The 12775-nt window shown below is 68.3% G+C and carries 14 protein-coding genes; 7 read left to right on the top strand and 7 right to left on the bottom strand.

Annotated elements, in window-relative coordinates; translation table 11 throughout:
* Positions 1-29 precede the first annotated feature (29 nt).
* Positions 30-1511: an MFS transporter gene (locus tag OHA18_RS16700; RefSeq protein WP_329005019.1), complete on the top strand. Its 1482-nt coding sequence runs from the start codon at positions 30-32 to the stop codon at positions 1509-1511.
* Between the two features lie 60 nt (positions 1512-1571).
* On the opposite strand, the gene OHA18_RS16695 is transcribed toward OHA18_RS16700, so the two are convergent.
* Positions 1572-2696, bottom strand: a complete 1125-nt coding sequence (locus OHA18_RS16695) for an alpha/beta hydrolase family protein (protein WP_329005018.1) — start codon at positions 2694-2696, stop codon at positions 1572-1574.
* 187 nt (positions 2697-2883) lie between these two features.
* Here OHA18_RS16695 and OHA18_RS16690 point away from each other — a divergent pair, with 187 nt between their 5' ends.
* Entirely contained in the window at positions 2884-5418 is a 2535-nt protein-coding gene (locus OHA18_RS16690) for a Tex family protein (protein WP_329005017.1), read from the top strand.
* Positions 5419-5476: 58 nt separating this feature from the next.
* The gene (locus tag OHA18_RS16685) at positions 5477-6016 is read left to right on the top strand and encodes a dihydrofolate reductase family protein (protein WP_329005016.1); all 540 of its coding nucleotides are present in this window, start codon (positions 5477-5479) and stop codon (positions 6014-6016) included.
* Positions 6017-6019: 3 nt separating this feature from the next.
* Here the strand turns inward: OHA18_RS16685 and OHA18_RS16680 are convergent, their stop codons facing one another.
* Together OHA18_RS16680 and OHA18_RS16675 are read right to left on the bottom strand one after the other, a co-directional pair.
* Positions 6020-6220: a heavy-metal-associated domain-containing protein gene (locus OHA18_RS16680; RefSeq protein WP_329005015.1), complete on the bottom strand. Its 201-nt coding sequence runs from the start codon at positions 6218-6220 to the stop codon at positions 6020-6022.
* Positions 6217-6597 carry a nuclear transport factor 2 family protein gene (locus tag OHA18_RS16675; protein ID WP_329005014.1) on the bottom strand — a complete coding sequence of 127 codons (381 nt, stop codon included), beginning with the start codon at positions 6595-6597 and terminating at the stop codon, positions 6217-6219. The genes OHA18_RS16680 and OHA18_RS16675 overlap by 4 nt, the downstream gene beginning before the upstream one ends.
* A 37-nt stretch (positions 6598-6634) precedes the next feature.
* Between OHA18_RS16675 and OHA18_RS16670 the strand changes: the two genes are divergently transcribed.
* The gene (locus OHA18_RS16670) at positions 6635-7201 is read left to right on the top strand and encodes a TetR/AcrR family transcriptional regulator (RefSeq protein WP_329005013.1); all 567 of its coding nucleotides are present in this window, start codon (positions 6635-6637) and stop codon (positions 7199-7201) included.
* A 33-nt stretch (positions 7202-7234) separates the two neighbouring features.
* Here OHA18_RS16670 and OHA18_RS16665 read toward each other — a convergent pair whose 3' ends face one another.
* Positions 7235-8011 (bottom strand): GNAT family N-acetyltransferase, encoded by a 777-nt coding sequence (locus OHA18_RS16665; RefSeq protein ID WP_329005011.1) that lies wholly within the window; start codon positions 8009-8011, stop codon positions 7235-7237.
* A 60-nt stretch (positions 8012-8071) separates the two neighbouring features.
* Complete coding sequence (locus OHA18_RS16660) at positions 8072-8494, bottom strand: helix-turn-helix domain-containing protein (protein ID WP_329005010.1); 423 nt, start codon at positions 8492-8494, stop codon at positions 8072-8074.
* A gap of 62 nt (positions 8495-8556) precedes the next feature.
* Between OHA18_RS16660 and OHA18_RS16655 the strand changes: the two genes are divergently transcribed.
* The 3 genes from OHA18_RS16655 (at position 8557) to OHA18_RS16645 (ending at position 10590) form a co-directional block, all read left to right on the top strand.
* Positions 8557-9729 (top strand): MFS transporter, encoded by a 1173-nt coding sequence (locus OHA18_RS16655; protein WP_329005009.1) that lies wholly within the window; start codon positions 8557-8559, stop codon positions 9727-9729.
* A gap of 349 nt (positions 9730-10078) precedes the next feature.
* Positions 10079-10264, top strand: coding sequence for a hypothetical protein (locus OHA18_RS16650; RefSeq protein ID WP_329005008.1), 186 nt, complete (start codon positions 10079-10081; stop codon positions 10262-10264).
* Positions 10261-10590 (top strand): hypothetical protein, encoded by a 330-nt coding sequence (locus OHA18_RS16645; protein ID WP_329005007.1) that lies wholly within the window; start codon positions 10261-10263, stop codon positions 10588-10590. Before OHA18_RS16650 ends, OHA18_RS16645 begins: the two co-directional genes overlap by 4 nt.
* Before the next feature lie 136 nt (positions 10591-10726).
* Here OHA18_RS16645 and OHA18_RS16640 read toward each other — a convergent pair whose 3' ends face one another.
* Both OHA18_RS16640 and OHA18_RS16635 read right to left on the bottom strand, forming a co-directional pair.
* Entirely contained in the window at positions 10727-11479 is a 753-nt protein-coding gene (locus OHA18_RS16640) for a hypothetical protein (protein WP_329005006.1), read from the bottom strand.
* A gap of 423 nt (positions 11480-11902) precedes the next feature.
* Positions 11903-12703 (bottom strand): methyltransferase domain-containing protein, encoded by an 801-nt coding sequence (locus tag OHA18_RS16635; protein WP_329005005.1) that lies wholly within the window; start codon positions 12701-12703, stop codon positions 11903-11905.
* Between the last annotated feature and the right edge of the window lie 72 nt (positions 12704-12775).

The following is a 12775-nucleotide window of genomic DNA, read 5'->3' as shown; positions in this document are numbered from 1 at the left end:
ACAACGACGAACTGCAAGGAGACCCCGAGATGTACGCGACGACCGACACCCAGGCGACTTCGCCGGCCGCGCCGGGCGGCCGCTCGCGCTGGCTGGCTCTGTACACCCTCTGCGCGGGCATGTTGATGATCGTGCTCGACGTGACCGTGGTGAACGTGGCCCTGCCGGCCATCCAGGACGACCTCGGCTTCTCCAGCTCCTCGCTGGCGTGGGTCGTGAACGCCTACCTGATCGCCTTCGGCGGGCTGCTCCTGCTGGCCGGCCGGATCGGCGACCTCCTCGGCCGGCGGAACGTCTTCACCGCCGGACTGATCGTTTTCACCGCCGCCTCCGTACTGTGCGGGCTGGCGCAGACCCAGGAGATGCTCGTCATCGCCCGGTTCATCCAGGGCGTCGGCGGCGCACTGACCTCCGCAGTGATCCTCGGCATGATCGTGACGCTGTTCCCCGAGCCGCGGGAGCAGGCCAAGGCGATCGGCGTGTACGCGTTCGTCGCGTCCGCCGGCGGGTCGATCGGTCTGCTGGCCGGTGGCGTCCTGACGCAGGCGATCAGCTGGCACTGGATCTTCTTCGTGAACCTGCCGCTCGGCGTACTGACCGCCGTATTCGCGGTGAAGCTGATCGAGAAGGACAAGGGCCTGGGGATCGGCAAGGGCACCGACGTACCGGGTGCGGTGCTGATCACCGCGGCGCTGATGGTCGGAGTGTTCACCATCGTCAAGCCGGCTGCTGAGCTGGGTTGGACCGCTCCGCGGACGCTGGCGCTTGCTGTGGCGACCCTAATACTGCTGGCCGGCTTCATCGCTCGTGAGGCGACCGCGGCCAACCCGCTGGTGCCGCTGCGGATCTTCCGCTCCAGGACGCTGACCGGTGCGAACCTGATCCAGGCGCTGTCCAGCTCCGGGATGTTCGGCATCTTCTTCCTCGGGTCGCTGTACCTGCAGCGGGTGCTCGGGTACGACGCTCTGCAGATCGGACTGGCGTTCCTGCCGACCACTGTGGTGATGGGGCTGCTGTCGGTGAAGTACTCCGAGAAGCTGGTCATGCGGTTCGGTCCGCGCCGCCCGCTGATCGCCGGACTGTCGCTGATCGTGGTCGGACTGGCCCTCTTCACCCAGGCGCCGGTCGGCGGCAACTACTTCGTCCACGTCCTGCCGGTGCTGGTACTGCTCGGCCTGGGCGGCGGCATCTGCTTCCCCGCTCTGATGGGCCTGTCGATGTCGGACGTGAAGCCCGAGGACGCCGGCCTGGCGTCCGGCCTGATCGGCACCATGGGCGAGGTAGGCGCCGCCCTGGGCCTGGCCATCCTGGCCACGCTCTCCGCGACCCGCACCGCCACCAGCACCAAGCCGGCCCTGGAGGCCTTGACCTCCGGCTACCACTTCTCCTTCGGAGTAGCCGCCGCCATCGTCGCCGCCTCAGTAGCCATCGCCATCACCGTGATGCGCCAGCCCAAGCCGCAGGCCGAGGCCGACCAGTCCCCCGAGCCCATCCTGTGCGAAGCCGCCTGACCCGCAACACGACGAACTCCCCGCGACCAACCCCGGTCGCGGGGAGTTCGTCGTTCCGGGTCAGTGGCAGAAAGAGACCTCTGGGTAGTGGGCGGAGGGCTTTGTCAGCAGGGGTTGCTGGTGGCCGCGGAGGGTTTGGTTGAAGAAGGCTTCGAGGTAGGCGCGGGTGATGGACTGGGTGCGGGTGCCGGTGGTGGTTGCGCCGATTTCGAGGTTGTACTGGTCCGCGAAAAGGCCGACGTTGGTGAACGACGCATGCACCGTGCCGGCTACCTCGAGCCAGCGCTTCCAGCCGGTCAGCTGCGGCCAATCCTTGTCCCAGGACGGGACCGGTAGGCAGGCGGAGCCGCCGCGTGCGTGGCTGACGAACAGGACCGGCCGGGACAGACCGGATGCAGGGATCGGGTTGGTGGTCACACCGTCGAGGTTCGCTCCGGCGCGGATGCGCGGGTCGGCCATCATGGCGGGGATGGCGCTCGCTCCACCGGCGGAGTGGCCGGCCATACCGATCCTGGACGGGTCGATCAGGTCGGAGCCGCGCCATACCGGCCGCCGACCGGTCAGTTGGTCCAGCACGAACGACACATCGGTCGCCCGGGTGCTGCCCACCTTCGCCCAGAACGCGTCGTCATGGGTCAGGTCGCAGGTCGCGCACCTGGTGAAGTGCCCGTCGGGGAAGCTCGTGCCGGAGTCCTCGTACGTGTCGCCGACCAGCGCCACGACGTACCCATGACTCGCCAGATCCTCAGCCAGTGCGGTCAGCGTGCCACGGGGATTGCTGTAGCCCGGCGACAGCACAACCAGCGGAAGACTGTGCCGACGTCCTACTGGCCGCGCGTTCTGGACGGAGTTGGTCCGCGTACGGGCCAGAGTCTCCGGCGGCAAGCCGGTACCGCTGCCGTCGAGCAGGGCGGCCGACTCCTCCGGCGTCATGTACTGCGCCTTCGGCCCGCGGGTCGAGGCTGACGGGTAGTACAGCGACACCATCAGCTCGCGATAGGGCACCGACGCCACCCACGGGTCAGGACGCGACGTGTCCTTCAGGTACAGCGCCGTACTGCCGACTGCTGCCGAGCCCGTCGGTCGGGGCAGATAGGGCGCCGGAGTCGTGTCTGTCGCGGCGGACGCGACCGAGGTGGTGGACAAGACCATGGCCAAGGCAGCAAGCACCGCAGAACCGCGCATCAGTTCTCCTCAGATTTCTATTTAACTAACTAACTAGCACTATAGCTAAATCCAGTCACGGGCCGCCGCACAGGTTTGTCCACAGGCTAGGGATCGAGTTTCGGCGTCAGGGCGGAATGGGGAAGGATGTGAGTCCGACGGGGCGGCAGAACGCTCGTCGGGTTTGCCGGTAGAGGGGAAGCGGACAGTGGTGGTGCAGTCGGTCGAGCAGCGGATCGCCGAGGAGCTCGAGGTCGGTGAGAACCAGGTCCGGGCAGCGGTGGCGCTGCTGGACGAGGGGTCGACGGTCCCGTTCATCGCGCGGTACCGCAAAGAGGTCACCGGGATGCTGGACGACGCGCAACTGCGCACGCTGGAGGAGCGGCTGCGGTATCTGCGTGAGCTCGAGGAGCGCCGGCAGACCGTGCTCGAGTCGATCGAGAGCCAGGGCAAGCTCGACGACGCCCTGAAGGCCTCGATCATGGCGGCGGACACCAAGTCCCGCCTCGAGGACATCTACCTTCCGTTCAAGCCGAAACGCCGGACCAAGGCGATGATCGCCCGGGAGAACGGTCTGGAGCCGCTCGCCGACGGCCTGATGGCCGACCCGGACGTCGAGCCGTTCGCCGCGGCCGCGGTGTTCGTGAACGCCGAGGTGCCGGACCCGCAGGCCGCCCTCGACGGCGCCCGCGCGATCCTCGTCGAGCGGTTCGCCGAGGACGCCGACCTGATCGGCGAGCTGCGCGAGCGACTCTGGGACCAGGGCCGGCTGGCGTCCGCTGTGCGGGAGGGCAAGGAGACCGACGGCGCGAAGTTCTCGGACTACTTCGACTTCGACGAGCCGTTCACGAAGATGCCGTCGCACCGGATCCTCGCGCTGTTCCGCGGCGAGAAGGAGGACGTGCTGACGGTCTCCGTCGAGCCGCTGCCCGCGGGCGTGGAGGTCGACGGACCGACGGAGTACGAGACGACCATCGCGCGCAAGGTCGGTATCGAGAACCAGGGCCGTCCGGCCGACAAGTGGCTGGTCGAGACGGTCCGCTGGGCCTGGCGGACGAAGATCCTGGTGCACCTCGGCATCGACCTGCGGATGCGGCTGCGGCAGGTCGCCGAGGACGAGGCGATCCGGGTGTTCGCGGCCAACCTGCGCGACCTGCTGCTGGCCGCCCCGGCCGGCACCCGCGCGACGATGGGCCTCGACCCGGGCTTCCGGACCGGCGTGAAGGTCGCGGTCGTCGACGCCACCGGCAAGGTGGTCAACACCGGCGTCATCTACCCGCACGTCCCGCAGAACCAGTGGGACAAGTCGATCGCCACCCTGGCCGCGCTGGCCGCCGCGCACGACGTCGAACTGATTGCCATCGGCAACGGTACGGCGTCGCGTGAGACGGACAAACTGGCCGGTGAGCTGATCGCCAAGCACCCCGAGCTCAAGCTCACCAAGGCAGTCGTGTCGGAGGCCGGCGCGTCGGTCTACTCGGCGTCCGCGTTCGCCTCCCAGGAGCTGCCCGGGATGGACGTGTCGCTGCGCGGCGCGGTCTCGATCGCGCGCCGGCTGCAGGACCCGCTGGCCGAGCTGGTGAAGATCGACCCGAAGTCGATCGGCGTCGGCCAGTACCAGCACGACCTCGCCGAGAACGCGCTGTCCCGCTCGCTCGACGCGGTCGTCGAGGACTGCGTGAACGCGGTCGGCGTCGACCTCAACACCGCGTCCGCGCCGCTGCTCACCCGGGTCTCCGGGATCACGCCCGGGCTGGCGGACAACATCGTCCAGCACCGCGACGTCAACGGCCCGTTCAAGTCGCGTACGGCGCTGCGCGAGGTCGCTCGCCTCGGGCCGAAGGCGTTCGAGCAGGCGGCCGGGTTCCTCCGGATCCCCGACGGCGACGACCCGCTCGACACGTCCAGCGTGCACCCGGAGTCCTACCCCGTCGTACGCCGGATCCTCGACGCGACCGGGTCGGACGTGAAGTCGCTGATCGGGTCGGCGGAGCTGAAGCGGCTGAAGGCGGCGGACTTCGTCGACGACATGTTCGGCCTGCCGACCGTCACCGATATCCTGGCCGAGCTGGAGAAGCCGGGGCGCGACCCCCGGCCGGCGTTCAAGACCGCGGTGTTCGCCGAAGGTGTGGACAAGATCGCCGACCTCAAGCCGGGGATGCAGCTGGAGGGACAGGTCACCAACGTGGCCGCGTTCGGCGCGTTCATCGACATCGGCGTGCACCAGGACGGGCTGGCTCACGTGTCGGCGCTGTCGAAGACCTTCGTGAAGGACCCGCGCGAGGTGGTCAAGTCCGGCGACATCGTCAAGGTCAAGGTGCTCGAGGTCGACATCCCGCGCCAGCGCATCTCCCTCACCCTGCGCCTGGACGACGAGCCGGGTGCCGGATCGGGTCGCCCCGGCGACCGCGGTTCCCGCCCGGCCGGCAACCAGGGCGGACGCGGACAAGGCCGTGGCCAGGGCGGGCAGGGCCAGGGCGGGCAGGGCGGCCGGGCGCAGGGCGGTCAAGGTCGCGGCGGCTCGGGCGATCAGGGTCGTGGCTCCGGCGGGTCAGGCGGTCAGGGCGGGCGTGGTGGCCAAGGTGGTCGCGGCGGCCAGGGCGGCGGGCGCGGCGGCAACCGCGGTTCGGGCGGTCAGGGCGGCCAGGGTGGTCAAGGCCGTGGCGGCAAGCAGTCCGAGACCCCGATGGACGAGACTTCGCTCGCCGACGCGTTCCGTAAGGCGGGTTTCACGGTCCGCTGATGTCGAGGGGTGGCGACCGGCTCCGACGTACCGGGTGAATCCGACTAGGAGGAGCCTGATGCGCGACCTGATCGTCACCCAGAACATCACCGTCGACGGCGTGATCGAGGCGGGTGACTGGTTCGGACCCGCCGACGGTGGGCCGGAGGTGCTCCACGCGCTGCGCGAGCAGATGGCGCGAGCGGACGCGTTCGTCACCGGTCGCGTGACGTTCGAGCAGTTACGCGGCTACTGGCCTGCGCAGACGGACGATCCGACCGGCATCTCGGCGTACCTCAACCAGGTGCAGAAGTACGTCGTGAGCTCGACGCTGCGCGATCCGGAATGGCAACCGACCACGATCCTCCGCGGTCTGGACGAAGTGCGCCGCCTGAAGGAGACCGCCGGTGGCGACATCGTCTGCACCGGCAGCATTGACGTCACCCACCAACTGATCGCCGCCGGCCTTGTCGACGAGTACCGCCTGTTCGTGTACCCGTCGGTCGTCGCCACCGGTCAGCGCCTTTTCCCCGATGGCTCACCGCACGCGCTGACCTTGCGCGACTGCACATCGTTCCCGAGCGGCGTCGCCCTCCTCACATATCGCCGCACAGCCTGACCGTCACTCCGCGAGCTCATAGCCGGCGGCCTCCACTGCGGTGCGGATCGCGGCTCGATCGACAGGTCGATCGCTGACCAACGAAACCGTCCCGGTCGGCAGCTCCACCGTGACCGATTCGACGCCAGGAAGTGTCTCGAGTTCTTCGGTGACGAAGCCGACGCAGTGGTTGCAGGTCATCCCCAGCACTCGGAACGTCGTCATGGTGCGGTCACGTCGCGGGTGGCTTGGGTCGTACGGCGGATTCGGCCGTCCGGGGCGACTTCGCCGAACAGGTAGACCTCGGTGGAGATCTTCCGCCCGCGGCGCAGCTCGGCGTGGATCGTGAATCGCGCCGCCAGCCGGTCCTCGGTGCGGATCGCTTCATGGACGTCGTACGAGCAGGAGACCAGGTTCTTCCGCACCGGGCGGATGTGGTCGATCAGTCGTTGCCGGTCGAGGGTGATGCCGTCGGCGATCTGCAGGACGTCGGGCGTGTAGTAGCGGTCCACGACCGCGGCGGCGTCATCGCCTGCGACGACCTCTCGGGTGAACGAGCCGAAGAAGTCCGCGACGAACTCCTGTGCGCTTAACTTTGACATACCGTCAAAGATAAGCAGTTCGGTTAAACTTGACAAGGTGTCAGAGAACAAGCCGGTACGACGGCGCCGCCGCGCCGACGCCGACCGCAGCCGGACCGCGATCCTCGACGCCGCGGTGGTGCTGCTGGACGAGCAGCCCGACGCGAGCCTGGAGCGCATCGCGGAGGTGGCCCGCGTGACCAGGCAGACCGTGTATGCGCACTTCTCGTCCCGCGAGGTACTGCTGAATGCCGTCCTCGACGAGCTGACCCGCGAGACGCTGGAGGGGATCGATGCCCTCGGCCTCGACGAGGGCCCGGCGCTGGACAAGCTGTTGCGGTTGATCAATCTGAGCTGGCGGATGTTCGAGCAGCACCCGCTGCTCCTGCACGTGCCGCAAACGGCCGACGAACGGCACGACCCGGTGATCGAGCGGTTCGTCAAGTTGATCCGCCGCGGTCAACGCGCCGGCGAGATCACCCGTGAGCTCCCCGTCGACTGGCTGGTCACGGCGCTGATCGCCCTGGGCCACGCGGCAGGCGAGTCGGTGGCCGCAGGCCGGCTGTCCACCAGGACCGCCAGCAAGACGCTCAACGCCACCATCACCCGTCTCCTCAAGCCCTGAAGCTTCGACAGTCTGCGGTCAGGACTGTCATGGTCAGCGGAGGTCGGCCAGGTGTCCGCCGGGATCGCCGAGGTGTACTGCGGTGGCTCGCGGCGCATAGCCGAGGCGCCGGTACACACGGTCCGCGCCGTCATCCCCAGGCGTCAGCCAGGCCAGCGTCGCGCCGCCCAGTTCGAAGGCGTTCAGAGTCGCGTACGCCGTTGCGATCGCCCCGAGGCCCCGCCGTCGATGGCTGTGAATCGTGCCGACCCCAGCCACCTCCGACACTGCGTCCGCAACCGCAGTCCACGCCGCAGTAGCTGCCGGTACGCCGTCGACGTGGATCAGCACCGCACCGCCATCGGACGGATCCGCCTTGTACGCGGAGTCGGCGTTGTCCATCTCGTACGCCTCCGCGGCCACCGCGTTCGCAACGGCCTGCTCCTCCGCGGATGCCACGACCGTCACCGTCGTACCGTCCGGGAGATCGGGAACGATCAGGTCGGCGGGCTCGACCACGAGCAGCGGGAGCCGCCCCACGATCGTCATGCCCTGCGAAGCGAGCGCCTCGGCCAGACCGGGATTCGCCTCGTCGACGAACTCCGCGTGCACCCATCGCCCCTCGGCCGCGAACGCCTGCCGGATCGTCTCGATCGCCCACGGAATCTCATCGGGCTCGAACGGTTGACCGGGCTCGGCCGCGAGTACGCCGGACAGGTACCACGCGTCGTCGTCGTCGAGCATGCCGGCCAACGGCCCGGCGATCACCTGTCGTTTCGACCGCGCCGAACCCGCCAACTGAGCCGCGGCGATCCGCGCACCGATCTCCATGACCCGGACCCTACGACGCCCCGATCGCAGCCCGCGACCGGGTTACGCGATCGCGGCGGGTCACAGCGCGCGGCCAGGTGACGCGAGCTGGAGCAGGTCGAGAAGCCGGCTCAGGTCGGCGGCGCTCGGTGGGCGGCCCAGGAGAGTCGCGAGGGAGTCGAGCGTCGCGATCAGCTCGCGTCGGGTGGCCGCGCGGGACCTGTCGCCGGCGAGCGCGGCCACAACCTCGTCAACGCGACCGGATCCGGACACCAACTCGGATCCGACCGACAAAGGCGGAGGCGGCACCTCGTCCCCGATCCGCACCTCGAGCTGCGCCCCCAACGCCGTAGCGAGCCGATCCAGCGCGGCGACGGTCGGATTGCCCCGGCCGTTCTCCAGATTCGCGATGTACGGAACGGACAGACCGGCGTCGACGGCCACCGACGCGATGGTCCGCCCGGCCGCCTTGCGACGGTCGCGAAGTACTTCGCCCAACTCCATGAACACTATCTTCACAGAACACTCTTGCTCATGTCTATTCCTTGAGGATAGATTCCGGCAGCGTGAGAGATTTCCGCAAACTCTGGTTCAGCGGCGCAGTGTCGGGCATCGGGTCCTGGCTGCTGGTCGTGGCGATCCCGTTCTACGTGTTTACGCTGACCGGGTCGACCGTGGCCACGGGACTGACCTTGGCCCTGGAAGCCCTGCCGGCACTGACGATCGGGCCGTGGGCCGGCGTACTCCTCGACCGCTGGGACCTGGCCCGAGCGATGTGGATCGCAGACCTCGCCAGCGCGGCCGCAGTGGGACTGATCCTGTTCGCCGACCGGGATCACGTCTGGCTGATCTACCTCGCGATCCTGCTCGAGAACACCGCGACCACGGTCTTCCGGCCCGCTGCCCGCGCGCTGATCCCAGCAGTCGTCGGGACGGGCAGCGAACTGGCGACCGCCAACTCCATCAATGCCGTCACCGGCAGCGCGATCCGCCTGGCCGCACCACCGCTCGGCGCGCTCCTGCTGGCCGGTCCGGGGATCAAGTTCGTGCTCGTCGTCGACATCGTCAGCTATTTGTTGTCGGCAGCAACAATCGCGACCGTCCGCACCCGCCGTCATGCGACCTCCGGGGTGCCACCACGCCCCCTCGACGGACTGCAAGCCGTCGTCAACCACAGGGCGCTCCGCGGCATCCTCATCGGCCAGACGGTCTTCCTCACTGCCAACGCCGGCCTGACCGCGCTCCTCGTGCCGTACACGGTCGACCGACTGCACGCTCCGGGGTACGCCGTCGGTTACCTGATCTCCGGGCTCGGAGCGGGCTACCTCGTCGGCGCAGCCCTGAGCACGAGGGCCGCCCGACTGCTCGGCACCCGCGAACTGATCACCCTCACCCAATTCATCACGGCCTTGGCGTACTTCGCACTGTTCAACGCCCCCACTGTCCCGCTGGCCGTCGCCGCCGCGGTCCTGATCGGCCTACCCGGAAGCGTTCTGCTGATCACCGTGCAAACCACGATCCAGCGGTCTGCGCCAACGGCCGCCCTCGCGAGCGTCAGCGCACTCTTCTTCGCGGCAGACTCGCTGGCACTGCTGATCGGCGCACTCGGCGCACCGGCGATGACGCTGGTCCTCGACCTGCCGTTGACCCTCAACCTCATCGCAGCACTCGCCGTCTGCGCAGCCACCCTCACGCTGACCGTCGTACCCCGTCACCCCGCGAGCTTCACGCGGCACTGACCCCGTACTGCGGTTGCCGCCAGCAACAACGTCATTCCTGTCCGTGAGCACGTAAGTGCAAAGGGTTAGCAGGACGTCATAGATTTCTATAGTGTTCGAATATCCCGGGCGTCGCCGAATCGTTATCTGCACATTGCTGCAACCATTCTTGACATGCTTTCCGGGACTGCCGGGTACCGTCTGGAGAGGCCGTTGACCTGCGCGTTCGTAGGGTTTCCCTACTCTGCGTTAGGCCTCTGTAAAGGTCCCTTCCAAACTGTTCCGAAGGGGGCCGCCGATGTTGTGTTCTTAACTCAGCGCCGGACAAAGCCGTTCGGGGCCACCACCACACACTGCTGAAGGAACCGCGATGACCGAGACGCTCGAGACCCCCGCAACGCACCGTCGGGTGCGGGTCTGGTTCGGCGCTCACCCGATCGCGGACCACACCACGAGCGTGGAGCAGGCAGGGCAGTACGAGGAAGCCATGCGTCGGCGATTCGCCTCCCTCCGGGTGACGAGCGAGCCGGTGCTGGTGGACACGGCAGGACGATGACCACCCGGCCGACGCTGCTCGGGTATGTACGGGCCGACGCGCTGAGTTGCGCGGAGGAGCTGGCCGCGGCGACTGATTCACTCGCCGCATTCGCCAGCGCCGAGGGATTCACCCTCGGCACCGTCTACACCGAGCGCGACGCGGCCGAGTCTGCTGCCTTCCACGCACTGCTCGACGAGGTCAAGCGGTCCGATGTCCGAGCGATCGTCGTACCGACGATGAACCACCTCGGCGTAGACAGCGGCGCACCGGCCGCGATGCGCCAGCATCTCGAGTTCCACCAGGCGCAGGTCTGGACGGTCGATTCGAGAGTGACAACTCCATAGACAAGCGGAGCTGACGTCTTGACCCCTGCATCGGCGTCGGTTCCGCTCTCCACCTCCACAGCTGCACCGGGGATGCCCGGGCGGTAGTGGACCAACAAGGCCCCACCGGCTGCTACCGGTGGGGCCTTGCCCATGGTCAAGCGACGATCGTGTACCCGTACCGCTTCATCACCGCGGCGACCGAGTTGTTGAAGATCCCGGTCACCTCCAGCTTGAAGTGCAGCTGCACCTTCCGGATCACCCGCTGGAAGTGCAGGTGCCACGGCACGCCCGCCGGCGGGATCGTCTCGGCCTTGGTGATCGCGCCGACCCGCGGATGCGCAGCCCAGGCGATCACCCGGGCCCGGTCCGCGCCCCACACGCCGGTCATCGCATCGTGCGTCCGCGCGTACGCCATCGCGGCCAGCGAGATCGTCGAGTCCGGCACCGGCTGCTTCGGCGGGTGTGCCTTCAGGTACAGCTCCCAGGTCATCCCGTAGTACCCGGGCGGGCCGTCGTCCTTGCCCCGGTTCGCCAGTCCGTTGAGCTTGCGGTGGTACTCCGTGACCTGCACCGCCGCGCCGCGGGACAGGTCCTTGTCGCCGACCGCGATCGCGTGCACGTGGTAGGGCCAGTTGCCCTGCGCCGGTGTCCGCAGCCAGGCGGCGAACCCGACCGCGCGCATCGCCTTCACCACCGCGACGCGCTGCGCGGCGCTCTTCGTCCGTACGTCGATGTCGACCGCCCCACCGCCGTCGTGGGTACCGGCCGACGCCTCCACGCCGCCCTTGTTGTACGACCCCTGCAGGATCGCGAACTTCGACCTGTACAGCTGCTCGGCGGCCTCAACCATCGCCACGGTCCGCTTGTTCATGGTGAACCCGCGCCAGGCGATCCTTGCCTCAGGCATCTTTATCCCCGGTCGCCGGGCCGAGGATCAGCTCCGCGTCCTCGGCGGCGCCGAGCGCCTCCAGTTGGTCCAGCTCGTCGTCGGTCAACTCGTCGTCGAACACTTCCGGCATTGCCGTTCCTTCCCCCTGGACGATCGCGCGCCGACCCCCGGCGGGCGAAATCGCCACCCACCGTAGGCGGCTGCCGGGTCAGCAAACCAGCTGTCAAGGTTTGAGGAATGTGAAGTTTTCCGTCCGGTCCGCGTGCCGGGAGGTGTGCGAACCCGCGACCTGGGGTACCTCTAGGTGGTCCCGCGGTTCGGTCAGTGCCATTCGGGCATGGGTGGTGTTCACCGAGCCGCGAGTTCTCCCACTGAGGGGCGGGAGAACGACCGGCCCGGCGGGTGTGTCTCTCCCAGGATGCACCCGCCGGGGCACGGGTCTCAGAGCGCGGACGCGACGAAGAGATACCTGTTCAGGCTGAAGAAGTAGCTCGCGCCGAGACTCCGCAGATCGTCCGCCCAGGCGCGCGCCTCGTCCGCTGTCACACCGGCATGACCGGGCACGAACGTTGACACGATGTCGATCAAACCGGCACTGTACGTGCGCGCGTCGTACCCCGTGTTGAGGATCGGCACCACCTGCTCGTGGGTGAGCGTGAAACCGGACTTGGCCAGTTCGTCGCCCAGCGTCCGCGGCAGATGTGGATCGGCCAGATGCTCCTCGAACGCGGTCAGCACCCGGGCCATTCGCTCGTCGTCCCTCGACCGCCACACCACCGAACCCCAGTCGGTGTCGAGCAGTACGACGCGACCCGCCGGACGCAGCACCCGCCGTACCTCGGTCAGCGCGCCGGCCACGTCGTCGACGTACTCGAAGACCTGGGTCGAGACCACCACGTCGAAGCTCTCCGCGGGATGCGGGATCCGGTCGACCGACGCCAACTCCAGCTCGATCCCGGGACCGTCGGGGACATCGGTCCGGGTCCCCGCGATCGCGAGCATGCTCTCGCTGACGTCGATGCCGCAGATCCGGCCGTCCGGCCCGACCTCACCGGCCATCTCCTCCGCCAGCAGCCCCGGTCCGACACCGACGTCCAGCACGCGGTCCCCCGGCCGCAATGCGAGCGCCGCCCGCACTACCCGTCGCTGCTCGACTACATCCGGCGTCGTGTACACCGACTCGATCTGCCGGGAAACCTCCGGGTCGAACCGCAACCCGTCAACCTCAACCTCTCCGCCCATGTCCCACATCATGGTCCGCGATCCCGTTTCCGGGGAGGCCTTCTGGAAATCAAGGGGCACTGCCCCGGGTTG

It is taken from the genome of Kribbella sp. NBC_00709 (genome assembly GCF_036226565.1).
Taxonomy (GTDB): Bacteria; Actinomycetota; Actinomycetes; order Propionibacteriales; family Kribbellaceae; genus Kribbella.
The sequence above is the reverse complement of the archived record's forward strand: the minus strand, read 5'-3'. Positions and strand labels throughout refer to the sequence as shown.